Source organism: Bacillus sp. 1780r2a1 (genome assembly GCA_024134725.1).
Taxonomy (GTDB): domain Bacteria; phylum Bacillota; class Bacilli; order Bacillales; family Bacillaceae_H; genus Priestia; species Priestia aryabhattai_A.
On sequence record CP099863.1, the window covers coordinates 2818427 to 2844765 of the forward strand.

Here is a 26339-nt window from a genome sequence, read left to right on the forward strand (position 1 = left end):
ATTTCACTACTTTCTCGACTAGTGAAACAACGCCTTTAGGCGTAAAAGACATTCTAGTTTATATACTATTTTGTACTGATTCCCTAGGTTGAATAATTACTTTTTTAAGCCATTGATTATTATACTGATAAACAAGGTGGTAATCTCCTCCGGTAAAGTATTGTTTCTCAAGCATCTCTTGGTTGTTTAAAAAGCCTGGGTCACCAATAAAATAGTTTCCTTCTTTTAATGTAAACGTTTGAATAAACGAACTTACTCCTTCTCCATCTACATCATCATCGATGACTATTTCAACAGAATTGCCATTGCTATGAAAATCAAATTCACCTGTTTGATCGAGCCGTACGACCGGTACATTAAACTCGCCTACTTTTAAAAATTGTTCCATTCCCTTCAAAACTTCAGATTCATGATCATCAAATAACAGGTAGTAGTTAAACTTATATCCATCTGCCTGGAGCATGTTTGCAATTAATTCAAAATGCTCTTTGCTTTGCTCATCATCAAACATGACAATGAATGATTCGTGATAAGATACCATTTGAAAAGGCGTCATTACCTTCTCTTTAAATCGTAACTTCAACTGTTCACATCGCTTTCCCGTCACTTTTGCTCCTTTAATTGTTCCCACTCCATATGTTTTCCAGTGTGAAACAGCTTTTTGTGGAATAACGACTATATTTGAAGATGATACGTATAAGCTCATTTATCCATCTCCTTTGCCATTCTGCATTTTTTCACCTTTTACTAATTAGAGACTTTTGGCTCATTCACCTGCAAAAAACGTATAAATTCATTAAAACCTTTTTGTTTGCTTCAATCTTACATAATACATACCTAGCTTTTACGGTTAAAATGGCTAATACTTGCTAATCATAGAATGTGATGGTAATTTTATATAAGAATATAATTGCTATACTTTTCAATTACTTTAAAATGATAGGTGAGAATATTGGAACAACGTGAACATCGCAAACGACATAAACAGAGAAAGAAAAAGCGAATGAGAAGATTTTTTCTTTTTTGCTTTGTAGTACTGATTGCTTTAGCTGGATATGTTTTTTATCAATATCAACAAGGGTTGGCTGAAGCAGACGGCGACTTTCAAAAAGATGGACAATTTGAATTTAACGGTAAAAGCGCCAATTTAGATACTATGAACGTTCTTCTTTTAGGGATTGATTCCCGTGGGGAAGAACATTCACGTGCTGATACAATTATGATTGCGCACTATGACAAGGATAATAACCAGCCAAAGATTGTATCTCTTATGCGAGATAGTTATGTAGATATACCCGGGTATGGAAAAAATAAAATCAATGCAGCATATGCATTTGGGGGACCTGAGCTTTTGCGCAAAACAATAAAGGAAAATTTCGGTATCGATGTGAATTACTATGCGGTAGTAGATTTTAAAGGCTTCTCAAAAGTTGTAGATACAATTGCTCCAAATGGTATTGAAGTTGATATTAACCAAAGAATGTCCCATGGTATCGGGATGACCTTAGAACCGGGAAAGCAGACGCTTCACGGTGAAGAGCTATTAGGCTATGTGCGATTTAGACATGATAGTCAAAGTGACTTTGGACGTGTTCAAAGACAGCAAGAAGTTTTAGGTAAACTTACAGAAGAAGCGTTAACGCTTCAAACAATAGCTAAAGCACCTAAGTTATGGGGAATTATTGATCCATATGTGGATACAAATGTACCGCCAAAGACCTTCGTGTCTATCGGAAAAGACTTCTTACTTGGAAGTTCGAATGAGCTTGATTCGCTCCGCATCCCTGTTGACGGTGCGTTTACCAATGAACGCGTTTCAGGAGCAGGCGCTGTACTACGATTAGATCTAGAAAAGAACAGGCAGGAAATTCAAACATTCTTAGATTAAAAAGACCCAAAAAGCAGACAGTTTTCTGCTTTTTGGGTCTTTTTTTTATGTTCATACATATATTAGTTACGCTACGGAAACACGACAACGAAATCCGTGTCTACTGGAGGGACCAACGTGAAACTATATCAATATGCTCAGCGTAAAACTGACTCTATGCTTTATCAGCCTTATCATTTCAACACCATTCTTTCTCAAACAGGAGATGTAAAAATAAATTACATTTCATTAGCTCCTTATGATTACGCGCCTCAAACTGAAGCCACGATTCCAAAACTATTATTAGTTGTAGGCGGCGAAGGATGGGTTGGTAACAGTGAGGAGCGAATTGGTGTCAATTCCGGAGAAGCCGTATTCTGGAAAGCTGGTGAATACGTTGAATTTGGTAGTGCGAATGGAATGACCTGTATTAGTATTGAAGGCTTTGAGATTTCTCCAGATACGTGGCTTCAAGCACTACATAAAGGTACAGCTTCGTCGTAAGTAAAAAAGAGGATAGTCATAACTAAATGATTCCTTTTTTAGCATAATTATGTTGTAAAAACAAGTTCGTTCCATTATGCTTCAAACACTTGCTTTCCGCGGCGAAAGCAAGTGTTTGAAGCCAACAAAAAATATCAGAACGATTAAAAGGAGTTAACTTTCAACAGTTCTGATATCTCATTATCCTAAATACTTATGCTCAAACCTAATTTACTAATTACCTCCTGATACTAATCCCTTTTCAACCAAGAACTTACGAGCTACCTCTTCTGCTGCTTTTCCTTCAGCATTGACTTCATAGTTCATTTTACGCATTTCTTCATCCGTAATTTTCCCTGCTAACTTATTGAGAATCTCTTTTAATTCAGGGTATTCTTTTAATGTTTCTTCTCTTAAGACCGGGGCACCTTGATAAGGTGGAAAGAACTTTTCATCATCTTCTAGAACTGCTAGATTATACTGTTCAATTTCTGGATCTGTTGCATACGCATCCAATAAGTTAATATCACCTGTTTGGACTGCATTATAGCGAAGCTTTGGTTCCATCGTTTTAACATTTTTTAGAGCTAAGCCATACTCTTTTTGAAGACCTGCATATCCATCTTCTCGATCCTTAAATTCGAGGGTCAAGCCAGCCTTTACCTGATCCGCCACGTTTGTTAAGTCTGAAATGGTTTTCACATTATTTTGTTCCGCAAACTCTTTGGTCACTGTTAATGTATACGTGTTATTAAAAGCCATCGGTTGAAGGTAAGCTAAATCAAATTTCTCCTTGAGTCCTATTTTGGCTTGTTCGTACACCTCACTAGCCTCTTTGCTGTCAGGCTGCTCTTTTAAATGCGTAACAAGCGCTGTTCCCGTATATTCTGGATAAATATCAATTTCTTTATTACGAAGGGCTTCAAATACAAAAACTGTTTTTCCCAATGACGAACGTAAATCTACTTTCAAATTCGTTTCATCTTCAATTAACTGCTTATACATATTAATTAAAATATCTGGTTCTGCACCAAGTTTCCCACCAATTACAAGATCTGGTTCAGTTGTTTTCATAGCGATGAACGGGGAAGAAAGAATCAGTACTAAAATAGCCACCATGATAATAGGACGTTTTTTTGAACCCTTCTTTGAAGAATTTTCAATTATTCGAAGAGCGACATCAAAGACAATTGCTAATAGGGCTGCTGGAATGGCCCCTAATAAAATAAGAGCATTATCGCTTCGATCGATTCCTAATAGAATTAAGCTACCTAATCCACCTGCACCAATTAATGCAACGATGGTCGCTGTTCCAATAATTAGAACCATTGCTGTACGAATACCAGCCATTATAACTGGAAGAGCTAATGGGAGTTCGACTTTTACCAGTCGCCTAAATGAATTCATCCCCATTGCTCTTGCTGCTTCAATTAAAGATGGATCTACTTCTTTAATTCCTGTATATGTATTGCGAACAATTGGTAATAAAGCATAGAGAAACAAAGCAATAACAGCGGGAACGGTTCCTATTCCTACTACTGGAATTAATAACCCTAATAAAGCTAATGAAGGAATCGTTTGTAGAACAGCCGTTACGCCAATAATAGGCTCAGCAATTCGTTCATGCCTTGTTAAATACAGACCAAGAGGTACGGAAATTAACACTGCAATTAATAGCGCGAGTACGGAAATCTGAACATGTTCAAGCAGTGCTTGAAGAAGCGCGTCTCCCCTTTGTTCTAACAGAGTAGTTAATCCGTTCATTATACCATCGCTCCTTGTTTTGATTTATTAGACAAGAAGGCAAGGATATTTTTGTTTGTTACAATACCAATTTTTCTTGAACCTTTATAAACACCAACATAATCGTTTTCTTGTAAAAGTTCTATCGCTTCGCTAATAGATGCGGATGACTTTAATTGTACGGGTGCTTCAATGTGCTCAAAATCTTGCTGGTTTGTTTCATTAACGAATACTTCCAATGGTTGGAGCAATATGCTTCCCTGATTACCAATAAATGATTTCACAAAATCATTTTTAGGCTTTTGAATAAATTCTTCCGGTGTGCCAATTTGAACTACTTCCCCATCTTTCATTAAACAAATACGATCGCCAAGCGTCATTGCTTCGCTCATATCATGCGTAACAAAGACGAATGTCTTTTTTATCTTTTCTTTTAAAGCTAAAACGTCTTGCTGCAGTTGATCACGACTTAGCGGGTCCAATGCACTGAAAGGTTCGTCCATCAGAATAACGGGCGGATCGGCTGCGAGGGCTCTAGCTACACCAATGCGCTGCTGTTGCCCACCGGAAAGCTCAGAAGGTTTGCGATTGCGGTACTGCTTAGGGTCAAGTCCAACAAGTTCTAATAACTCGTCTACACGCTTTTTAATTTTATTCTTTTTCCACCCCTTCATCTCAGGTACTACCGCTATGTTTTCAGCAATGGTCATATGAGGGAATAGAGCAATTTGCTGGAGTACGTAACCGATTTCCCAGCGAAGTTCATTGATGTTGTGATCAGTTACTTTTTTATCTGCTATGTATAGATTACCACTAGTTACATCGTGTAAGCGATTTATCATTTTGAGCGTTGTTGTTTTTCCACATCCACTAGGACCAATAAGAACAAAAAACTCTCCTTGCTTTATTTCTAAATTAATTTCTTTGACAGCTATAGTTCCATCCTCATACTGTTTTGAAACATTTTTAAATGTAATCAAATTTAGATGCACTCCTCGTCCAATTTTTATTGCTAACCTCTTTTACCCCTGGTTTTTATTGCTTAAACATTTTTATCGTTTCTCTCTTTTTTGAAAATAAACCTTTTAAAGAATACCAAAAAAAAACGAGATCCCTTACTTAAAAAGGCTCTCGTTTTACTACACTTATTATGCTAGCGACAGGGATTGAACCTGCGACCTCTTGCTTACCATGCAAGTGCTCTACCTACTGAGCTACGCCAGCGTCAATCATAATTATATCATATTCTTGTATTTTTTCAAAACACTTTATTTCATTTATTATCCAAAATATATTTATCTAATCCACCATAGTCTACAAAAATTCAAATGAATGTAAGAATACCTAACAATAAAAATGAGAATTTTCTAAAAATGAGTTACACTGGTAAAACATTCAAGAAACTAGAAAGGAAGAAGATAAATGGACCAACAACAAATGCTTAAAAAATCTCCCCCAAAAACACCTTACCCACGTGACTGTACGTTTAGCAAGGAGGACTGGACTACTCTTTCAACTTATTGGTATCCCGTCGCACAAATAGCTGAAGTAAACGAAAAGCCGCTTAGCGTTAAGCTGCTAGATGTTAATTTAGTGGTATATCGAACTAAAAAACAAGTTGTTGTAGCCCGAGATCTCTGCGTTCACCGCGGAACTCCGCTTAGTATGGGTTGGATAGAGGACGATGAAATTGTATGTCCTTATCATGGATTCCGCTACAACACAGAAGGAGCTTGCACATCAATACCAGCGCACCCTGATGCAAATATATCTCCCCGCCTTTGCATGACAGTGTACCCTGCTATCGAGCGTTTTGGACTCATTTGGACATCGTTAACAGGGGAAATAGATAACATTCCACAGTTTCAGGCTTGGGATGACCCTGACTTTCAACAAATTGTTTGTCCTAGCTTTGATATAGGTGGTTCAGCAGGTCGACAGATGGAAGGCTTTTTGGATGTTGCACATTTTGCCTGGGTTCATACGGAGACATTTGGTGATCGGAATAATGCATTCGTTCCCAGATATAAAGTTGATAAAACAGACTATGGTTTAAACGTGGAGTATTTAAGCACTGTGAGTAATTATTCTAAAGAGCAAGCCCACTTAAATCCGGAAAACTTTAAATGGCTGCGAGTATTTGACGTGTATCCACCTTTCACTGCTACGCTAAAAGTTTATTTTCCTGAAGGGGGCCAGCTTTGGATTATGAATGCAGTTTGTCCGGTTTCTGCCCGTGAAACACGCTTATTTGTACCTATTGCCCGCAACTTTGACAAGGACTCTCCTGTTGAAGGTGTTTATGACTTTAATCTTCGAGTATTTGATGAGGATCGTGAGATGGTCGAAAATCAAAAGCCTGAAGATCTTCCTCTTGATTTACAAATGGAAGCTCATATCGCGGCTGACCAAACATCCATTGCTTATCGAAAACTGCTAAAATCAATGGGCTTAAGCTTTATTTATACGAGCTAATAAAAAGCGCGTCAGGTTGAAACTTGACGCGCTTTTTATTGATCATGTTTGAGTCGGGCATACATGCATAAATCAATAAACGTTCCTTTTGACTTTTCAGCTTTTCGCAAGGTCCCTTCATATTGAAAGCGATTCTTCTCTAATACATGAATCGAAGCTTTATTTGCTGCTTCTACTTTAGCCGATATTCTAACCATATGAAGGTACGAAAAACCATGATTAACTAATTGTTCAACTACCTCTGAACCATACCCTTGTCTCCAGAACGCTTCGTCTAGTTCATAACCAATCTCTCCATGCTGATTATGAGTATCAATTTGATTAAACCCGCATGAACCCATAATTTTTGCTTGCTCTTTATGAAAGATCGTATAGCGTAGCGCTTTTTGTTCCTTCGCGAGATTCTTTAGATACACAATCATTTCCCCTGCTTGCTTTTCATCACAAAAAGGATCAATATTCATGAATTCAGTTATTTTTGGATTAGACCATATTTTAAAAAGCTCCGGTGCGTGCGCAAGTTGGATTGGAATTAGGCAAATCCGTTCACCTTGAAGAGGTTGCCCCATAACTCCTCCTCCTTTCAATACTCATCATACTTTTTTCACTATACAATGAACACATTCATAAAAAAAGGTAAGGTTCACTTATAAATGAACCTTACCTTTTTCATTTTATTTAGCAAACTGTTCTCTTTTAACAGCTTGTTGATCTTGTTTAACTCCGCTAACTGTCACGCGCTTCATAAAGAGAGATAAAATTAATGCCACCACTATAAGTATCGATGAAATTAAAAATGAATCATTAATTCCTTCAACCATTGCCTGTAGTCCAATTTGCTGTTGCAAATCAGCCGTTGGTGCAACCACTCCATTACTCATTGCTTCTTTCGCTAATTCTTCTGCATGAAATTCTGTGCGGTTAGACATAACTGTTACAAGTAAAGCCGAACCAATAGCTCCTGACACTTGTTGTAATGTATTATTCATCGCTGTGCCATGTGGATTAAACTGCTGCGGAAGCTGATTTAACCCATTTGTCATAATTGGCATCATAACCATTGACATACCGAACATACGAGCCGTATATAGAATAATTAACTCCGTATACGTAGTTGTTAACGATAACTGACTAAACATATACGTCGTAATACCTGTGATAGCTAGCCCAATTACAGCTAGTACGCGTGCACCAAATTTATCAAACAGCTTCCCAGTAATTGGAGACATAATCCCCATGACTAAGGCTCCTGGTAATAACAAGAGTCCTGAATCTAAAGGCGAAATCCCTCGAGCACTCTGTACGTACATTGGAAGCAATAGCATTGCAGAGAACAATGCCATCGTAATAACAATTGAAATGGCAGATGACAATGCAAACATTGGATATTTAAAGATACGAAACTCTAGCATTGGCTTTTCAAGCTTAAATTGACGAGTAATAAATAGGACTAACCCAATCACTCCAACGATGATTGTTCCGTATACTTCTAGTGATCCCCATCCTTTGTCTCCAGCTGAACTAAATCCGTACAGTAACCCCCCAAATCCAAATACAGAAAGAATTAAAGAAAGCTTATCTAACTGAATATCTACCTTTTCCTTTTGATCTTTCAACAAGAAAAATGCTAACACAAGAACAATAACTGCAATTGGCGTTACAACGTGAAATAGCATTCTCCAGTCATAATGTTCAATTAACCATCCTGAAAGAGTTGGGCCGATTGCAGGTGCAAAAATCATCACCAATCCAAAAATACCCATTGCTCCCCCGCGCTTTTCAATTGGAAAGCTCGTTAACAGCACATTCATTAATAGCGGCATCATAATAGCTGCTCCCGATGCTTGAATAACACGAGCAGCTAACAATACTCCAAATTCCGGTGCTACCCCAGCTACTATTGTACCCGTTGTAAAAAGAGCCATCGCTGTTAAAAACAAGCTGCGGACCGAGTATCGTTGAATTAAAAAAGCAGTGGTTGGAATCATGATACCATTGACAAGCATATAACCTGTCGTTAGCCACTGAACGGTTGATGTTGTTACTCCTAATTCATTTTTTATGGATGGTAAAGCAATGTTTAATAATGTCTCATTAAGTAATGAAATAAATGCTCCTATAAGTAAAATACCAATAATTCCATATGGTGGTTTTTTTGTAGTTTGCATAAAGTTCCTCCTCTCATTAAACCATTAGTATATTTTTTTATACCATCAGTTTACATATTGTATATTATACCTTCAGTCCACTTTTTGCAACAAAAAAAAGCCCTTATTTTAAAAGAGTTTGTGTAAACGCTTTTTCTCTTGTATCATAAATAAATAGACAGGTAGTACACTTTTATTGCAGGTGATAAAATGAATAAAAAACAAGAATTGATGCTAAAGAGTGCTCATAAGCTCTTTGTTGAAAAAGGATTCCAAGCAACATCTATACAAGATATCGTTGAAGATAGTGGAATTTCAAAAGGCACGTTTTATAATTACTTTTCGTCTAAGAATGAGCTAGTCATTAAAATTTTCGAGTCCGTTTATAATGAGTTAGAAACCAAAAGAAATGAATTTTTAATTGGCCAAAACCGTTCAGACTTAGATATATTCATTAAGCAAATTGAACTTCAAGTACAAATGCATCATCAAAATCAATTGTTTACACTATTTGAAGAGATTTTCTTTTCAAATAACGCTGAGCTAAAGGAGCATTTTAAACAAGCTCAGCTTTACGAATTACACTGGCTTTATAATCGATTAATTGACTTGTTTGGCTCAGACAAAAAAGCTTATTTACTGGACTGCGCCATTATGTTTTTAGGACTTCTACACCGTAACTTTCACTACAGCGTTATGGCACATCATAACCAAATTAACGCACCTAAAATCATTCGCTATACGGTTAATCGATTAGTTCATCTAGTGAAAGACGTTTCTACTAACCAAGAAATGCTTTTTGATCCTGACTTACTAACACAGTGGGTTCCTTTTCACAATCATTCTCCTCAAACAACTGAACAAAAGATTCGGGCATCTATCTTATTAGTAACGAAAGAAGCAGAAGACGCTAATGATGTAGATAAGCCAAAAATTCTTGAACTACTAACCTTCTTACAAGAAGAGCTGATTCGTCAACCTAAATTACGCTCCTTTGTCATTAGCAGTACTTTGTATTCTTTAAGCAAAACAGTAGTAGGTACATCAGACGAGTTTAAACGTTTAGAAGAGCTTATTGATCTCCTAATTGAAGAACAAAAAGAGCCACCTATGTAGGTAGCTCTTTTGTTTATTTTAAAGGCTTGTTATTTTTAATATTTAATCCTGAACCAAACGGGTATAGCGTCTCTCCTTTATTAATGACAGAAGGAATGGCTACGGGAAGCTTCCCTTTTGGATTAGCAACCCCAAAAATGGTTTTAACACCCGCTGGAATATTTGGCTGACGATAGCGTCCATTTGTGAATCCTTTAAAACCGTAGACCGCCAAAACAGCATTTGCTTCCTCAAAGTTTGCTACATCATAAGGATTTCGCACACTCATCAATACAAACTTTTTACCCTGTGATTGGCTATAGTTCATAACAGCTCTTGGGAAAGCTGTTGCCCATTTGGATGAATCTTGAACTGCGTCATCGATTACCCCATCGTTCACTGCTGGATCATTTTTTACTACATATGAACTTGTAATAACATAATCAGCTTCATTTATCTTTTCTTTAGTTTCTTCTGTAAACGCCTTATTCTCGAATTCTAAGCGTTCCACTTCTACTGACTTAATGTGCTTTTTATCTACTAACTCTTGAATTGTTCGCGCCATTGCATCCGTTTGGTCTTTGAAAGGTGCAACTACCAGTACTTTTTCATGCTTTTTAGGCTTAAATGGCAAAGTACGCTTATCATTTTTTAGTAATGTCACCGCTTCTTCTGCTATTTTTTCTTCTGCTTTTAGGTGCTCTTTGTTTCCTACTACGCTTAAAGCATTTTCCACTTGTTCATCTACGTTGTGATCAGTTGCTTCGTAAATTCCTCGCTTTATTTTTAAATCTATAATTCGTTCAGCTGAGTCATTAATCTCAGCCATTGGAATTTCTCCACTATGGACTGCATTTATTACTCCATTATAAACATCTTCTAAATTTTTTTCCATTTCAATAGAGTTGACTTGAGCAGGCATAAGTGCAATATCTACACCAGCATTAATAGCCATAATAACAGCCTCTTCTTGACCAAAATTATCCGAAATAGCTTTCATATTCAATGCATCTGTAACCACAATTCCATTGTATCCAAGCTCTTCCCGTAAAAGGTCGGTTATAATTCCTTTTGACAAAGTAGCTGGAACCATAATTTGTTGACCATCTTTTTTACTTGTATATGTTGTGTCATCAAGAGCAGGAAATTGTAGGTGCGCCGTCATAATCATGTCTACACCTGCATTCATCGCTTCTTTAAACGGATAAAGCTCCACTTCGTCTAAGCGCTTTTTATCATGTGGTACAACTGGTAAACCATAGTGACTATCTACAGCGGTATCTCCATGTCCTGGGAAATGCTTGGCTGCCGTTGCGATATTTTGTTTTTGCAACCCTTTAATTGTTTGAACACCTAACTTTGCTACTAACTGTGGATCTGAACTAAATGACCGAACACCAATTACCGGGTTTCCTGGGTTATTATTTACGTCAAGCGTCGGTGAAAAGTTTACGTTAACCCCCAAAGAAGACAGCTCTTTACCGATAATCTCTCCAGTTTTGTATGCATTTTGTTCGCTTCTAGTAGCACCAAGTGCCATATTTCCTGGCAAGTTGGTTCCCGACTGCAGCCTTGTAACAATTCCGCCCTCTTGATCAATTGTAATGAGAAGAGGAATATCTTCGCTGGCATTTTGCAGGCCGTTAACTAATCGAACTGTTTGTTCAGTATCTACCACATTTTCTGCAAACAAAATCACGCCGCCAAGATGGTATTTCTTTATAATACTTCCTACTTCATCGTTCATTTCAGTAAATCCTACAGCCGTTTTTTCCCCTTGCTTCTTCCAGTTACGAAAATCTGGCATCAGCATTTGACCAACTTTTTCTTCTAGCGTCATTTCTGAAACAATTCTTTTAGCATCACTCACTTCTTTTGCTGATACTAAAGGAGCCTTAAAAGGAATAAAGATTGAGGTGGCTAAAGCTGCTACAAGTCCTGCACAGATTACCTTTTTCATGAGATCGCTCTCCTCTTTATTTTATTTATACAGCAAATATCCTTTTCTCAACTTTTGAAATTCGCTTAGCTCCGGCTTCCATTCTGCAACAATGTCTTGAATTGATTTTCCATTTTCAATGCCTTGTCGAACTAAATTATTGCCTGTTAGTAAATCAAAGAATGGTTTATTTCCAGCGTTAAACGCAAAGTGATCTGGGTACAAATCGTGAATAGTCTTTACAATTGCTACCCCTGTTTTCACAGGTTCATATGTTGATTCATTACTTACATGGATTTCAATTCCTCCTGAAAGTTTACCGCTATGCTTAGAGAAAGAAGGTGTGAAATAAGATGGACGGAACGTAACGCCTGGAAGTGCAAGTTTATTGAGTTCTTCAGCCAGATCACTTCCGTTAATAAACGGTGCTCCAATTGTTTCAAACGGCTTAGTTGTTCCTCTTCCCTCTGAAACATTTGTCCCTTCAATTAACGAAGCTCCCGGATATACAATGGCTGTGTCTGCTGTTGGCATGTTAGGTGAAGGAGCAATCCATTCTGTAGGTAAATCCTTTGCGGTCATTGATCGTTTCCAGCCTTGCATTTTGACTACTTTTAAATCAGCTCCAATATTGAACTCTTGATTAAATAACTGTGCCAATTCACCTACTGTCATGCCGTGACGAATTGGAATTGGATACATGCCGACAAAGGAAGCATACTCTGCTTGTAAAACCGGTCCTTCTATCTTCTCACCACCTAAGGGATTCGGTCGATCTAAAACAACGATAGGAATATTATTTTCTTTTGCAGCTTCCATTGCGTAAGCCATTGTATAAATATAAGTGTAAAAGCGCGTACCTACATCTTGAATATCAAAAACCAGAACTTCTACACCCTTTAACATTTCAGGAGTTGGCTTTTTAGTTGGACCATACAGACTGTACACAGGAAGCCCCGTTTTTTGATCGATATAGAATTCTACGTGCTGACCAGCTTGAGCATCTCCCCTTACTCCGTGTTCCGGTCCATATAAGGAGACAAGGTCAAAAGCTTTATGTTCATTAAAAATATCAACAATACTTTTAAGCTCTTGATTAACACCTGTTGGATTTGTAATGAGTCCTACTTTTTTTCCTTCTAGAAGTTTCAACTCATCTTCTAAAAGAACTTCAACACCTAACTTAAACTGTTGTTTCTTCCCAGGACCTTTTGCTTCACTGGATGAAGTAAAATAAGGTACTGCTATACTAAATAAAAGAACAGCTATTAAAACTCCCATTGACCATCTCTTCATTTATAATCCGCTCCATTTCGTTTATTGTGTGAAATGGCTCCTTCTCATGCTGCAGAGTATAAAATGTCTAAAAAGGATACCCATTAGGTTTTGCAAATGAAAATCTTTTATTCTTTTATCAATCTGAGACTATAAGCTTGCTGAGCAAGTTCTAATAATTCTATATCTTCTGGATGGATTTTCCCTATTACGTTGACCCGATCATCAGCCGGTAAGTCATTCAAAACAACATGGACCTCACCTTGGTACCTCCCGTAACGTTCATTGTCCATTGTAATAGTTCCTCGCGTTCGACTAACCGTTTGAATTGGATTTATAACCTCACTTGTACGCGTTCCTTGTAACCGCACAACATCTCGTGAGCGATCCGGACGTAGTCGGTATGTACACGCTGGCAGCGTTTCTGTCAACATACGAAGATTTAATATCTTATACTTATTCCAATCATCTAACGCATTCAATATTCTTTCATCGAATTCAGGATCTCCAATATAAATATTGCTAATCCCTTCTTCAACTAGACGAACTGCTGCTAACAGCATGTTTACTGTACGATGCTGTTCTAAAGTAGGTAATCCTTCAAACAAAGGTCCTCGTTTTTCTTTTTGACCCGCCACAAACGCAACAACGGGAATCTGATATTGAAAAAACATACGATTTTGCTGTTGAAAAAACACTTCATCCAATCCTGTTTCACGCCTTGGATAAAAATTGTGCCATCCCACTAGCTGATTAGCTTCTATGCCCGCTGTAAACAGCGCGTTAAGAAAACTTTCTGACACCGTACTGGCATTAAGAGCCAACTTAAAAAATTGAGAAAGACGAACAATATCCTCTACCTCAAACCCGTCGTCTAATCGAATACCCGTCACGCCCAAGGAAGCCAAATCTTCCAACTGGTGAATCTGCAGATGAGTAGGTGTATGTTTAGAAACATCAGCATAAACTTCCATTTGATGTTTCTTTGCTACTTGCAGTAAATATTTAGCTCTTTGAGCAAGATGACCTGTTTCCTCAGGAATGTGAAGCGAGGTAAACGCTCGCTTCACTCCACTTTTACTTGCTTCTATAATTCTCTGTTCAGCAAATTGATCATTTAAATAAAAAGAAATACCTATCAATCGAACTCTCCTGCCATTTCATCTTTAAATCCAAATCCGTATGTGAATAAAAATCCTGCTATATATGCAATCAATAGCCCAACTAAATATAAAACGATTTGCTGTGCATGAACCAGGAAGGTTAGCGGTAATCCAGAAACCCCTACTGCAACTGTTGCAATATTAAAGTATGCTTGGAAAGCACCTCCAACTCCAGCACCTAAACAAGCTGTTAAAAACGGTCGACCTAATGGTAACGTCACTCCAAAGATAAGTGGTTCTCCAATACCCAGCATTCCTGAAGGTAACGCTCCACCAATAGCTCGTTTCAAACGCTTTTTCTTTGTCTTTGCATAAATCGCAAAGGCCGCCCCGACTTGACCAGCTCCACCCATCGCAAGAATAGGTAGCAAAGGATCATCCCCAATTGAGTTGATTAGTTCTAAATGAACAGGCGTTAATCCTTGGTGTAGTCCTGTTACAACAAGTGGCAAGAATGCTGCTCCTAGAACAAAGCCAGCCACAATTCCTCCAAGATCAAGCACGCTCAGTAATCCTTTTGTAATTAAGTCTGAAATGAATCCTCCAAGAGGCATAAAAACAATATATGTGACAACTCCTGTAACAAGAAGAGCTACAGTAGGTGTTACAATAATATCTAAAGATTGAGGTACAAACGGTCGAACTTTTTTCTCAACAATTGCAATGAAAATAGCTGCAAACAATACGCCAATTAAACCGCCTCGACCCGGTAATAACGCTTCTCCAAAAAGTTGAATGTCTCCCACCGCTGGATTAATAACTAAGATGCCAGCCAGACCTCCTAAAGCTGGAGATCCACCAAACTCTTTTGCTGCATTAATTCCAACTAAGATACCTAAATACGCAAATAAACCGCTTCCAATGGCTGTTAGAATTAAAGCCAGCTGTGAATCTGCTGCTAACCACTCCGCCTGCACAACTGACTTTGTAATTCCCGTAATTAATCCAGAAGCTACAAGAGCTGGAATTAATGGAATAAAAATACTTGCAATTCTTCGTAAAAACAACTTAAACGGTGTTTGATTTTTTGCTTTTAGTTCACTCTTCTTTTGAGCAGCTCTTTCGCTTAAATCTAGCCCTCCAGCTTCATCTATCAGCTGACCAAATGCTTCTGTTACCACCGTAACTTTTCCTGGACCCAAAATAATTTGAAGCGTCTCTTCTTCTACGACGCCCAATACACCATCTATACGCTTAATAGCGTCCAAGTTTACTAGACTCGAATCTATTACTTTTACTCTTAAGCGCGTCATACAATGCGTATACTCGTTAATATTACTAGCGCCTCCGAGATTTTCTAATATTGATTTTGCTAACACTTTATTTTCTGTTGACATGCTAGCTCCCCCTTTGTTTTACTGGCTCTCCAAAGTTTTGATGTATAAAGCCTTACTTTTGCTTATCCTTTAAAAATTGAATTGCATCTCTTGTACGATCTATATATTCAACGGTTTCATCGTATTTAGTACTTGCCATAGCTAAAAACAATGTATCAATGACGTACAACTGAGCTAACCTAGATGAGGTAGCTGCACTTCGAAACGGCGCTTCTCTTGTGTAGGAAGTATGCAGTGAAATATCCGTTAAGGCTGATACTGCAGATAAACCTTGCTTCGTTAAGCTAATGGTTGTTAAACCTTGCTTTTTCGCTAAGGATAAAATATTAATGACCTCAGACGTTTCTCCTGAAAAAGAAATTCCTACGACAACATCATCAGCTCCTGCGTTTGCAATTAAAGTCGCTACTATATGAACATCAGTAAAGGCCGTCGCTCCCTTATTTACTCGTAAAAACTTCTGCTGTGCATCCATGGCGATGATATGAGAAGCTCCAACACCAAAAAAGTGTATCGTTTTTGCCTTGCTTAAAGCCCTAACGGCTCTTTCAATCTCCTCGTGCTGCAATAGCTCAGAAGTATCACTAATACTTTGAACACTATTGATTGTTGTTTTTTTTACAATAGATTGTATCGTATCATGAGGCGTAATATCACGGTACCCTTGCTCTACCTTTTTGCTTAAGTCTCCTGCTATCCGAACCTTTAAGTCTTGAAATCCCTTTACACCCAACGATTTACAAAGGCGAATAACGGCAGCTCCGCTAGCACCCGCTAATGAACCTAGTTCACCAGCTGTGTAATCCATCACGGCTTCAGGCTGAGCTAAAATATATTCGGCGATTTTCTTCTCAGAAGCTGGTAGCTGTGGAAGGAGAGCGTGAATAATTCTTAATCCACCTGTCGCCATTTTTTCTCTCTCCTTTTCACTTGCTTTGTTGGATTGCTTTTCGAACATATCCATCATTTTTTTCTAGAAGAGTTCGCGCTTCTTCAACTGTTGCTTGCGTTTTAATCATAACAATGGCTGTCTTCACTTCATTATTGGCTTCTTCTAGCGCTGCTTTTGCTTCTTCATATGAAGCTGCAGTTACTTTTTCGATGATCCCAATCGCTCGTTCTTTTAACTTGTAGTTACTGACATTTACGTCAATCATTAAATTTTCATATGCTTTCCCAAGTTTAATCATAGAAGCTGTTGAAATCATGTTTAAAATCATTTTATGAGCTGTTGCGGACTTTAAACGTGTTGATCCTGTTAAAATTTCAGGGCCTACAACGACTTCTATTGCTCGATCTGCCACTTGTGAAATAGCTGCATTTTCATTACATGATAAGGCAATGGCCTTCGCTCCAATACTTTTCGCATACTTCAAAGCTCCAATTACATACGGAGTTCTTCCACTAGCAGCGATCCCAATAACTGTATCAGCGCTTGTTAATTCAATTCTTTGTAAATCTTGCACGCCACCTTCTTCACTGTCTTCTGCTCCTTCAACAGCTTTTACAAATGCACCTTCTCCTCCAGCCATAATTCCTTGTACAGTAGATGGATCCGTACTAAAAGTAGGAGGGCACTCTACAGCATCCAGAACACCTAATCGACCACTTGTACCAGCTCCAATATAAATGAGTCGACCACCCGATTTTAAAGACTGAACAACATATTCAACAGTTGCTTCAATATCTGGTAAAACCGCATTAACAGCTGCAGCTACCTTTTGATCTTCTTCGTTCATAATGCGTAAAATATCAGCTGTGTTTTCAACATCGATATTCATTGTGCGTTCATTGCGAGATTCTGTTGTTAGTATAGTTAGATTTTTATCCATGACTTTTCCTCCTGTAACACAGTTAAATTTACATTCATTATAATTTTATTAAAATTAAATTTCAATAACTAATTAATATTATTAAAATCAAATTTCAATTAGAACTTTTCCTTCTCTTTTCCACAAAAAAAACATGCGCTAACTAATAATCAGCACATGCTTCTAAGTAAAGCTTTATTTTCCGCCTGTAAACGAGATGCCTTTAACAAAGTATTTATTAAAAAAGGCATATAGCAATAACATTGGTAATGTAAAGACCATTGACGCAGCCATAATATAATTCCAATAACTAATATATTGACCTTTGAACGTATTAAGACCGAGGGTTAGCGTGAACATCTCCGTGTCTGACATCACAATTAAAGGTCGCATAAAATCATTCCAAAAGCCCATGAACACAAAAATTGCTTGAGCAGCTAGAGCCGGCTTGGCCAGTGGAAGAACGACTTTAAAGAATGTTCCAAATTTAGATAACCCATCTAGTTCCGCTGCTTCTTCAAGCTCTTTTGGAAAATTAATAAAAAATTGTCGCATCATAAAGATAAACGTTGCATTTACCATTGCCGGTACAATCATTCCCTGATACGTGTTTAACCAACCAAGCTCTTTTAAAATTAAAAAATTGGGAATCATAGTAACCTGTCCTGGGATCATAAGCACAGCTAAAATTATCATAAATATGCTCTTTTTCCCAGGAAAGCTAAGCCTAGCAAGTGCATATCCCGCCATCGAATTAAACAATAAATTTAAAGCTGTTCCAACAACAGCTATAAATAAACTATTAAACAACCAACGAGGGAACAATTTTTGTTCAATGAAAATTTGCTTGTAATTTTCGAAAGTAAAATCTTTTGGTATAAAGTTCATCGTTCCTGAAACAATTTCTTCTAATGTTTTAAAAGAGGCTGACATTGCCCAAATAAAAGGTATTAACGTAATCAACGCGTATACTGTTAAAACAACATAAGCAACAACTTTCCAGGCACTTTGGGTCTTTTTCATATCTTCCCCTCCTTAATACATGCTTTCTTCTTTTGAAAATTTACGCTGAATTAATGTCGCGATTAAAATAACAAACGCTAATAAAAATGCTAAAGCAGCTGCATAACCCATCGTTCCTAGGTTTTTAAATGCATATTGATAAATTAACAGAACAACAGTAAGCGTTGAGTTATTTGGACCTCCAGATCCTCCTGAGAAGATAAATGATTGATCAAACAATTGAAATGTTCCAATGAGACCCATAATAACTACAAATGATGTGATTGGCCTTAAATTTGGAACGGTAATATGCCAAAATCGTTGAAAAGCATTGGCTCCATCAAGCTGTGCTGCCTCGTATAAAGAGTCTGGTACATCTTGTAAAGCTGCTAAGTAAATAACCATATAAAATGGTGCCGTTGCCCAAATATTCATAATCATGATTGCAACAAGAGCTACTTGAGGATTTCCCAACCAGTTGTATGTAGGAAGTCCTAATATAGCTAAAGATTGATTAACTAATCCGTTTTGATTATACATCCACATAAAAATTAACGTTAAAACCGCAGATGATGTAAGCGTTGGCAGAAAATAAATAATCCTAAAAAATTTCTCTGCTTTTAGTCCTGCATTTAATGTAGCTGCTAATACTAAAGCTAAAATAGTTTGTGCAGGTACAACAATAATTACATACTTCAGCGTGTTCCAAAGCGCAATATGTGCTTTGTCATCCTCTAACACCTTCATATAGTTTTCTAGCCCTCGAAAGCTAAATTCAGTACCACCTAGTAGCTGGACTTTATTTAACGATAGAAAGATAGCATAGAAGATGGGAGTAATTACAAATAACAATAATACAAAAAGCGTTGGTGACATGAACCCGTAGCCTTGCCCAATATCACGTAGCTTATACTGTTGTTTTTGTCTTTTAGCTTTTTTCATTTTATCCACTCCATTGTTGAGCTTGCTTTATTCGTAGATACTGATTTCTTTATTCGCCTGCTCTTCTGCTTTTTGTAGCGCTTCTTTTAACTCACTTTGTCCAAGAAGAGCACTTAAAAATTGGTTGTTAAAATTGTTCATGATGATAGGGAGGTATGGACCGTCCTGCCACACAGTTGCATAGGAAGCTCCAGCGACAAGTGCTTTTCTTTTTTCATCATTTGCATATCCCAGTCTATCTGCAACAGACTTTCTTGTTGGTAAAGCAAAACCTTTGCTTGTCCAAATTTCCATCCCTTCTTTTCCTGTTAAATATTCAATAAGTTTCCAAGATGCCTCTTTTTGCTTGGATTCTGCATTCATCACATATCCCACTGCAAAAGCCATGGTTCCTCGTTTCTTATTCACCGTTGGTACTTCGGCTGTACCATAATCTAAATGCGGAAATGATTGATCAAGAAATGGAATCATCCAATTTCCTTCTACTACCATTGCCACTTTTTCTTGAGCAAACATATCAGTACCTGAATTAGCTCCAACATCAGATGGCTGAACAGACGTTTTATCCTTTTGATACTGATCTACAATAGGTTGTAGCGCATCGATTACTTCTTTGCTTGCAAAATTAGCTTTGTTATCTTTTACAACATCTCCACCATTTGATTCAGCAATATAGAAAAGCCTCGCTAACTCAGGCGATACGCCTAGACCTTTGATACCTTGTTTTTCAAAAACCTTTGATACTTCAATGAGCTCATCCCAGGTTGTTGGAACTTCTACCCCTGCTTCTTTAAAGAGCTTTTTATTATAAAAAAGTGCTAAAGTTGAATAATCTTTTGGAAATCCATACGTTTTACCATCCTTTTGAAACGCTTTCAACATTGGGGTTTCAAAGTCTTCAACATCAAATTCTTTCTTCACGTAAGGGGTTAAGTCTTCAATAATTCCCGTTTCAATTAGGCCTGGTGCTTCTAACGCATCTAAATAAAACACATCAGGTCCATTGCCTCCAATTAAACGTGTTTTTAAAATATCCATGTACTGATCCGTAATAACTTCATGTTTTACAGAGATTTCTGGATGCTTCTTTTCAAATTCAGCGATTGTTTGCTTCAATAATCGCATTTCTTCAGGATTTCCTCCCCATCCTGCTAACACCACTTCGGTTTTTTCAGCACTGCTTTTGGTTTCATTTGAACACCCTACTAAAGCGGTACTGGCTACAACCAAAAGTATGCTGAACATCATTAACCACTTTTTATAGCTCATCAACCATTCCTCCTTCGTCATCTATGAGCCGAGCAGGATTTTCCACTCGACTCATAAATGATTATGAACAATTTACCATGCGACAATTTGTTATTAATTCGTAGCCCGTTGAGTTTTCTAGCACTTGTAATACGTGTTCATTGTTGTCCTTCACTACTTTTACGGAAAGCATTCCTTCACCAATCTGAATATGCTGAACCGTTAAATCATGCATGTTATTCAGTAAGATTGGGTTGATCTTAATCTGCTTCTTCATGCTGTTTGGAAACAACTGCAACATTGTCTGAACAAACGTTAACGGTGTCCCTGCCGCCCACGCTTGAGGAGAACAAGCAACCGGATATTTCACTGGTTTGCCATTTGATTTGGAATAGCCACAAAACAGTTCTGGCAAGCGGTCATATTCAAAGTATGTTGATGCATTAACTAAGCCTTCTATGACTTTATTTGCTTCACGTTGTTTTCCTACCTTGCTAAGCCCTAGCAAAATCATACTGTTATCGTGAGGCCATATGCTTCCATCATGATAGCTCATTGGGTTATACCCTGCCTCTCCCTCACCCATTGTACGAATACCATAGCCAGAAAACATTTTATCGGATAACAACATGCTTGCTACGTGGTCTACTTTGTCTGAACTTAACATATCCGCAAATAAAATGTGACCTGGATTAGAAGTAATCGTTTCTACCTTTTTCTTATGCTCGTCTAGTGCAATTGCATAGAAGGACACATCATCCATCCAAAACTCTTGTTCAAACTTTTCTTTTAGTAGAGCTGCTTCATTACGTAACTTCTCAGCTTTCTCTGTTTTCCCAATTTGCTCATAGAGATTTGCAACTTCAAATTTCGCCTGATATGCGTAGCCTTGTACTTCTGCTAAAGCGATTGGTGTTTTAGCATATTCACCATTTTTATGCACTACTGAATCTGCTGAATCTTTCCAACCTTGATTAGCAATTCCTTTACTAGATTCTTGGTGGTATTCTAAAAATAAATCCCCGTCTCGATCTCCATATTCATCAATCCACATTAGTGCTTTATCAATATTGTTTTCAAGCTCATATACAAGCTTCATGTCTCCTGTCCACTTTACATACTCTGTTAATAAAATTAGAAATAAAGGAGTAGCATCAATCGTTCCGTAATACGGCGTAAATGGAATTTGATTCGTGTTAGCCAACTCTCCATATCGAATCTCATGCATGATTTTCCCTGGTTGTTCATCTCTCCATGAATTTAAAGTTTCACCTTGATACGCTGCCATAGTTAAAAGTGTACCCTTTGCAATGCTTGAATTGAAAGGAAGCATTTGTAAAGCGGCGATTAAACTGTCTCGACCGAATGGAACACCAAACCACGGTAAACCAGCAACAGGGAACTCTCCATATCCTACGTCAGTTAATAGCACACGCAGATCGTTCATCCCTCGATTTATTAACCTTTGAATTGATTCATGATTTGTTTGTACTTTCGTCGATTGTTCTTCCCACTTTTTATATGAATCTTTTAGCTCAGAGAGTGCTACCTTAACTGGAAGTTTAGCTTTAGGATCATCCTGTCCAATCTGTGGTTGGATAGTGAACACCACTTCTTCTGCTTCCTGATGATCTAATGAAAAATGAAAGTCAATTTGCCCTTCTTCCGTTACTGAAGTTGCTGGACGATCCCATGCAATATTTGTAGCACGATAAATATCATCTGCTCCCATATATTTAAATACTAAGCTTTGCTCACCAATGGTTTGTCCACTTCTTTTTCCTACATGACCCGTTTGAAAACCTCGAACAATAAACATGTCATTAAAATCAACATCCATATGAACTGTAATCGTAAAATCTACACGCTTTGGAAAGTAATTTTTAAGCTTAATTGTCTCATATAATACACCGTCATAAATAAAGCGCTCACGTAAAATTTCAATCGATTCACGCCATAGAATAAGATTTTCTTCATTTTCCATATGGGGGTTGGTTAACCGAATAGTTGCCATATAGTTTTCATCAGCATCTGAAGCTAGTAAAATTGGATTCTCACCATTTATCTTTATATTAAGTCCGCTCAAAAAGCGAGTATCCTTTGTATATAAACCTAAGCCATACTGATGATTTTTAGTGATATTTCCCATTTGATCTGTTAACAGAAATAAATCATTTTCTTTAATTACACGATAATCCATTACTACTCCTCCTATTTACCAAAACGTTTTGGATTTATTTCATAAGAAAAATCCGAAACGTTTCGGATTTTTCTTATATTAAAAACCACTTATTCGTGGCTTTTAGCTGTCGTCTCTCTAATAATGAGTTCTGTCTCTAAATATCGCTCCATATTTGTAGACCGATTCTCTAATATCTCAATCAATAAATCTGCGGCTTCATACCCTATCTGATACACTTCTTGCCCTACTGTTGTCAGTTGAGGTGATGAGTAAGCAGCGAGCATAATATTGTCATAGCCTACGATAGAAATTTGATCAGGTACCCTTCTCCCCAAGCGCTTACAAGCCTTTAATGCACCTAATGCCATCAAGTCACTTGCACAAAAAAGAGATGTGATTTCCTCGTTAGCTTTTAGTAACTCATATGCTTGTTGTTCTGCAACGGCTTCTTCAAACTCTCCGTTTACAATCCAGCTTTGACGTATATCAATACCGTGCTCTTCCAAAGTGTCTAAATACCCTTTAAGCCTTTCTTGGCTCACAAACGCATCTTCACTTCCGTTTATCATTCCAATGTGCACGTGTCCTAATTGCACTAAATGTTCAACTGCTTTCTTAGCACCTAGCTTGTTATCTGTTGTAACATAACCAACTAAATCTGAACGAATTGGAATATCGACAAGGACGCAGGGAATGTTGCTTTCAAGTACTTCCGTTAGGTACGGATCATCCTTTTTAATTCCTTGAATGATTGCTCCATCCACTCTTCTTTCTTTGCAAAGCTGCGTATACGTTTTCTCGCGTTGTTTTGTTGTATTAGTGTTAAATAAAATCAAATCATAGCCTAAAAGAGAGGCTCTTTCATTTACTCCACATAACACCTCAAAGGTGAAATTATCTTTTACACTTTCTCGACTGATTCCTGACACAAGTAAACCAATTGTTTTCGACTTTTGCATAACCAAACCACGAGCTAAAGTATTTGGGCTATAATTCAGCTCTTTAGCTACATTCATAATCTTTTGCCTAGTCTTCTCATTCACATCAGAATAGCCATTTAACGCACGAGATACCGTCGTAATAGAGACACCTGCAACTTTCGCAATATCTTTTATAGTTGTCAATTACACTCCTCCAAAACGTTTCGGATAACTTATGAGAACATTGTAACGCTTTCAAAATGATTTTTCAAGACAAAAAACACCTAAAACAGATTAATCTATTTTAGGTGACGTTTTTTCACAAAGTGGTAGCTCAATTGAAAAGCATGTTCCTTTTCCTTTTTCGCTTGTGACTTGAACCTTCCCCTGCATGTAATGAATAATACGAAAAGAGACCATTGTCCCTAGGCCCGTTCCTTTTTCTTTAGTCGTAAAATAAGGCTCTCCTAAGCGGCTAATCTGCTCGCTCGTCATTCCACACCCCGTATCATGAATCTCTACCGTAACTGTCTCTCCGCTTTTTTTTAGCTTTACTTCGAGCTTCCCCCCGTTAGGCATGGCTTCAATACTATTTTTGACTAAGTTAATAAAGCATTGTTGAAGCTTCCTTCGTTCTCCACACACTTGAGCTTGCTCATGTAAAAGAGAAGGAGGCGGTAAAACGACACCGTTCATATTTGCAAGTGGCTTCATAATTTGTAAAACATGCTGAATTTCCACTCCTACATCTACTTTTTCCGGTCGCTCAGGGGCTGAATTTGCAAAAAGTAAATAATCATCAATAATATCCTTTGCTCGATCAAGCTCATCAATTGCAATTGATAAATACCGCTTCTTTACGGGATCTTGTTCATCTTCCCCTAGCATTTGCATAAAACCTCGGCTAGCTGTTAATGGATTTCGTACTTCATGTGAAATACTCGCTGCTAGGTGACTGACAACTTCTAGCTTTTCAGCTTTCACTAATCGTTTAAGAATTGATAAATTGGTTCGAATAGCTTCCCATAAAATAGTAATAACTAGCGTACCAATTACATCTAGGCAAACAAATTCAATCCATAAAAAAGTTGGCAGCGCAATATCAAAAACAAAAATTGAGACTCCCATAGCCAACAGTGCACCTAAGAGGCTCATTAGTGTACTTGCTATAATCCTTTGTTGCAAGGACATCGTTAAGAATTTCTTTGCAAGTATGAATAATGGAATACTTAAAATTGGTAAAGCTATTAGCGTAACGTAAAACCCTACCCCTCCTATTAGAAAGCGTATTGTTAAAATCAATACAAAAAGAAAAGCACCTAATCCTGCTCCTCCGTATAATGTTCCTAAGATATATGGGATACGCCGCAGGTCAATATTGTATAAATCAGGGACAATAACAGCATCAACTGGAAAAAGCATGCATAACAAGATAGAAAGGATTGGAAATATTGCTATTGTCCAATTTTTTAACCAATCTATTTGTTTTGCATACTTTAATAAATAGTACATTTGAACTAAAAATAATGGTAATAATATAAACAAAAAGTTAATTAATAAATCTTTTGTGAAAAAGCTCATTCATTCACCGGTCTTTCAACATATTCTTCAACTAGCTCTACTTATCTACTTGTTAGAATACTGCATTCTCACCTTTTTTGAAATAGCTTTTTCACAATTTGTTACAAATTTGGTTGAATTATTGAGATAATTGGTTCAACCTACGACGACCAATTTCATACTCTTCTATCATTTGCTTAAAAAGCTCTTGTACAGTTGGAATAGTCGAAATTAAACCAATAACTTGACCAGCCCATCCAAACCCTTCTTTTTCATTGTTCTCGTATATATAACGGCAGTTAGCTTTTCCACTAATCACGTCTTGTAATTCTTCGTACCGTTCTCCCATACGCTCGCGTTCTACAATCGCAAGTGTATAATCTGACTTTAATACGCGTCCAGGGGCACCTAAAGAACGTTTTATGACAAGTGTATCTCTTTCCGTCCCTTCAACAATTGCTTGTTTGTAGCTCTCACCTGCATGTACACATTCCTTTGTAGCAATAAATCTTGTTCCCATTTCAATTCCCTCTGCTCCTAGCGCAAATGCAGCTAAAAGACCTTGACCGTTTCCAATTCCTCCACTAGCTAATACGGGAATGGACACTGCTTGAGCTACTCTAGGAATGAGTACCATCGTTCCTAAATCGTCTCTCCCAATATGTCCACCTGCTTCTTGACCAACAGCCATAACCGCATCTGCACCTAGCTCTTCTGCTTTTTGTGCTTGTCTCACGTTAGAAACAAGAACCAATGTTTTAATATTAGTGCCTTTTAACCGATCAATAATTGGAGCTGGATTCGCTCCTGTAATAGAAACAACCGGTACTTCTTCAGCGATTGCTACTTCTAAAAGCTCTTCATAAGAAGTACCACTTTGTCCTCCAACAGCAAAGTTAACACCAAAAGGAAAAGAAGTAAGTGACCTAACCTTATGAATCTCACGGGTAAGGTTTTCTTTTGTCTTTAGAGTCATAGCCGTAATTTGTCCAAGTCCACCTGCGTTTGATACAGCTGCAGCTAGCTCACTATAAGCTAGATAAGCTAAACCACCTTGAACGATTGGATAGCGAATTCCTAGTAGCTCAGTAACACGTGTTTTCATCAGTTGCCCTCCCCTTTTACATCAAATCTATCTTTTATTATGCCA

At 37.6% G+C, this 26339-nt stretch carries 22 protein-coding genes and 1 tRNA gene; 4 read left to right on the forward strand and 19 right to left on the reverse strand.

Going from position 1 to position 26339, the window contains the following annotated elements; translation table 11 throughout:
- Window positions 1-58: 58 nt before the first annotated feature.
- Complete coding sequence (locus NIZ91_14165; GenBank protein ID USY53893.1) at window positions 59-706, reverse strand: hypothetical protein; 648 nt, start codon at window positions 704-706, stop codon at window positions 59-61.
- 246 nt (window positions 707-952) lie between these two features.
- Between NIZ91_14165 and NIZ91_14170 the strand changes: the two genes are divergently transcribed.
- Together NIZ91_14170 and NIZ91_14175 are read left to right on the forward strand one after the other, a co-directional pair.
- On the forward strand, window positions 953-1888 hold the full coding sequence (locus NIZ91_14170) for an LCP family protein (GenBank protein USY53894.1): 936 nt from the start codon (window positions 953-955) through the stop codon (window positions 1886-1888).
- A gap of 117 nt (window positions 1889-2005) precedes the next feature.
- Complete coding sequence (locus tag NIZ91_14175; protein ID USY53895.1) at window positions 2006-2371, forward strand: cupin; 366 nt, start codon at window positions 2006-2008, stop codon at window positions 2369-2371.
- A gap of 213 nt (window positions 2372-2584) precedes the next feature.
- Here the strand turns inward: NIZ91_14175 and NIZ91_14180 are convergent, their stop codons facing one another.
- The 3 genes from NIZ91_14180 to NIZ91_14190 form a co-directional block, all read right to left on the reverse strand.
- Entirely contained in the window at window positions 2585-4114 is a 1530-nt protein-coding gene (locus NIZ91_14180) for an ABC transporter permease/substrate-binding protein (GenBank protein USY53896.1), read from the reverse strand.
- Window positions 4114-5073 (reverse strand): ABC transporter ATP-binding protein, encoded by a 960-nt coding sequence (locus NIZ91_14185; GenBank protein USY53897.1) that lies wholly within the window; start codon window positions 5071-5073, stop codon window positions 4114-4116. The genes NIZ91_14180 and NIZ91_14185 overlap by 1 nt, the downstream gene beginning before the upstream one ends.
- 171 nt (window positions 5074-5244) lie before the next feature.
- Window positions 5245-5317, reverse strand: a tRNA-Thr gene (locus NIZ91_14190).
- A 198-nt stretch (window positions 5318-5515) separates the two neighbouring features.
- Here NIZ91_14190 and NIZ91_14195 point away from each other — a divergent pair.
- Complete coding sequence (locus tag NIZ91_14195; protein USY53898.1) at window positions 5516-6568, forward strand: aromatic ring-hydroxylating dioxygenase subunit alpha; 1053 nt, start codon at window positions 5516-5518, stop codon at window positions 6566-6568.
- A 35-nt stretch (window positions 6569-6603) separates the two neighbouring features.
- Here the strand turns inward: NIZ91_14195 and NIZ91_14200 are convergent, their stop codons facing one another.
- The gene (locus NIZ91_14200) at window positions 6604-7137 is read right to left on the reverse strand and encodes a GNAT family N-acetyltransferase (GenBank protein ID USY53899.1); all 534 of its coding nucleotides are present in this window, start codon (window positions 7135-7137) and stop codon (window positions 6604-6606) included.
- A gap of 105 nt (window positions 7138-7242) precedes the next feature.
- Window positions 7243-8736, reverse strand: a complete 1494-nt coding sequence (locus NIZ91_14205) for a DHA2 family efflux MFS transporter permease subunit (GenBank protein USY53900.1) — start codon at window positions 8734-8736, stop codon at window positions 7243-7245.
- Between the two features lie 189 nt (window positions 8737-8925).
- Here NIZ91_14205 and NIZ91_14210 point away from each other — a divergent pair, with 189 nt between their 5' ends.
- Window positions 8926-9831: a TetR/AcrR family transcriptional regulator gene (locus tag NIZ91_14210; protein ID USY53901.1), complete on the forward strand. Its 906-nt coding sequence runs from the start codon at window positions 8926-8928 to the stop codon at window positions 9829-9831.
- 13 nt (window positions 9832-9844) lie between these two features.
- On the opposite strand, the gene NIZ91_14215 is transcribed toward NIZ91_14210, so the two are convergent.
- The 13 genes from NIZ91_14215 to NIZ91_14275 form a co-directional block, all read right to left on the reverse strand.
- Window positions 9845-11770, reverse strand: coding sequence for a glycoside hydrolase family 3 protein (locus tag NIZ91_14215; GenBank protein ID USY53902.1), 1926 nt, complete (start codon window positions 11768-11770; stop codon window positions 9845-9847).
- A gap of 21 nt (window positions 11771-11791) precedes the next feature.
- A complete protein-coding gene (locus NIZ91_14220) occupies window positions 11792-13045 on the reverse strand; it encodes a DUF1343 domain-containing protein (protein ID USY53903.1) in 1254 nt (417 codons plus the stop codon).
- 107 nt (window positions 13046-13152) lie between these two features.
- Window positions 13153-14166, reverse strand: a complete 1014-nt coding sequence (locus tag NIZ91_14225) for a MupG family TIM beta-alpha barrel fold protein (GenBank protein USY53904.1) — start codon at window positions 14164-14166, stop codon at window positions 13153-13155.
- Entirely contained in the window at window positions 14163-15524 is a 1362-nt protein-coding gene (locus tag NIZ91_14230; protein USY53905.1) for a PTS transporter subunit EIIC, read from the reverse strand. Before NIZ91_14230 ends, NIZ91_14225 begins: the two co-directional genes overlap by 4 nt.
- A gap of 52 nt (window positions 15525-15576) precedes the next feature.
- Window positions 15577-16434, reverse strand: a complete 858-nt coding sequence (locus tag NIZ91_14235; GenBank protein ID USY53906.1) for a MurR/RpiR family transcriptional regulator — start codon at window positions 16432-16434, stop codon at window positions 15577-15579.
- Window positions 16435-16450: 16 nt separating this feature from the next.
- Window positions 16451-17356, reverse strand: a complete 906-nt coding sequence (murQ, locus tag NIZ91_14240; protein ID USY53907.1) for an N-acetylmuramic acid 6-phosphate etherase — start codon at window positions 17354-17356, stop codon at window positions 16451-16453.
- Window positions 17357-17530: 174 nt separating this feature from the next.
- Window positions 17531-18358, reverse strand: a complete 828-nt coding sequence (locus NIZ91_14245; GenBank protein USY53908.1) for a carbohydrate ABC transporter permease — start codon at window positions 18356-18358, stop codon at window positions 17531-17533.
- Between the two features lie 12 nt (window positions 18359-18370).
- Window positions 18371-19213: a sugar ABC transporter permease gene (locus NIZ91_14250; protein USY57176.1), complete on the reverse strand. Its 843-nt coding sequence runs from the start codon at window positions 19211-19213 to the stop codon at window positions 18371-18373.
- 93 nt (window positions 19214-19306) lie between these two features.
- On the reverse strand, window positions 19307-20548 hold the full coding sequence (locus NIZ91_14255) for an ABC transporter substrate-binding protein (protein USY53909.1): 1242 nt from the start codon (window positions 20546-20548) through the stop codon (window positions 19307-19309).
- A 61-nt stretch (window positions 20549-20609) separates the two neighbouring features.
- Window positions 20610-22727 (reverse strand): amylo-alpha-1,6-glucosidase, encoded by a 2118-nt coding sequence (locus tag NIZ91_14260; protein USY53910.1) that lies wholly within the window; start codon window positions 22725-22727, stop codon window positions 20610-20612.
- 89 nt (window positions 22728-22816) lie between these two features.
- Complete coding sequence (locus tag NIZ91_14265) at window positions 22817-23833, reverse strand: LacI family transcriptional regulator (protein USY53911.1); 1017 nt, start codon at window positions 23831-23833, stop codon at window positions 22817-22819.
- Between the two features lie 90 nt (window positions 23834-23923).
- Window positions 23924-25210: an ATP-binding protein gene (locus NIZ91_14270; GenBank protein ID USY53912.1), complete on the reverse strand. Its 1287-nt coding sequence runs from the start codon at window positions 25208-25210 to the stop codon at window positions 23924-23926.
- Window positions 25211-25328: 118 nt separating this feature from the next.
- Window positions 25329-26294, reverse strand: a complete 966-nt coding sequence (locus NIZ91_14275) for a nitronate monooxygenase family protein (protein USY53913.1) — start codon at window positions 26292-26294, stop codon at window positions 25329-25331.
- Window positions 26295-26339 lie beyond the last annotated feature (45 nt).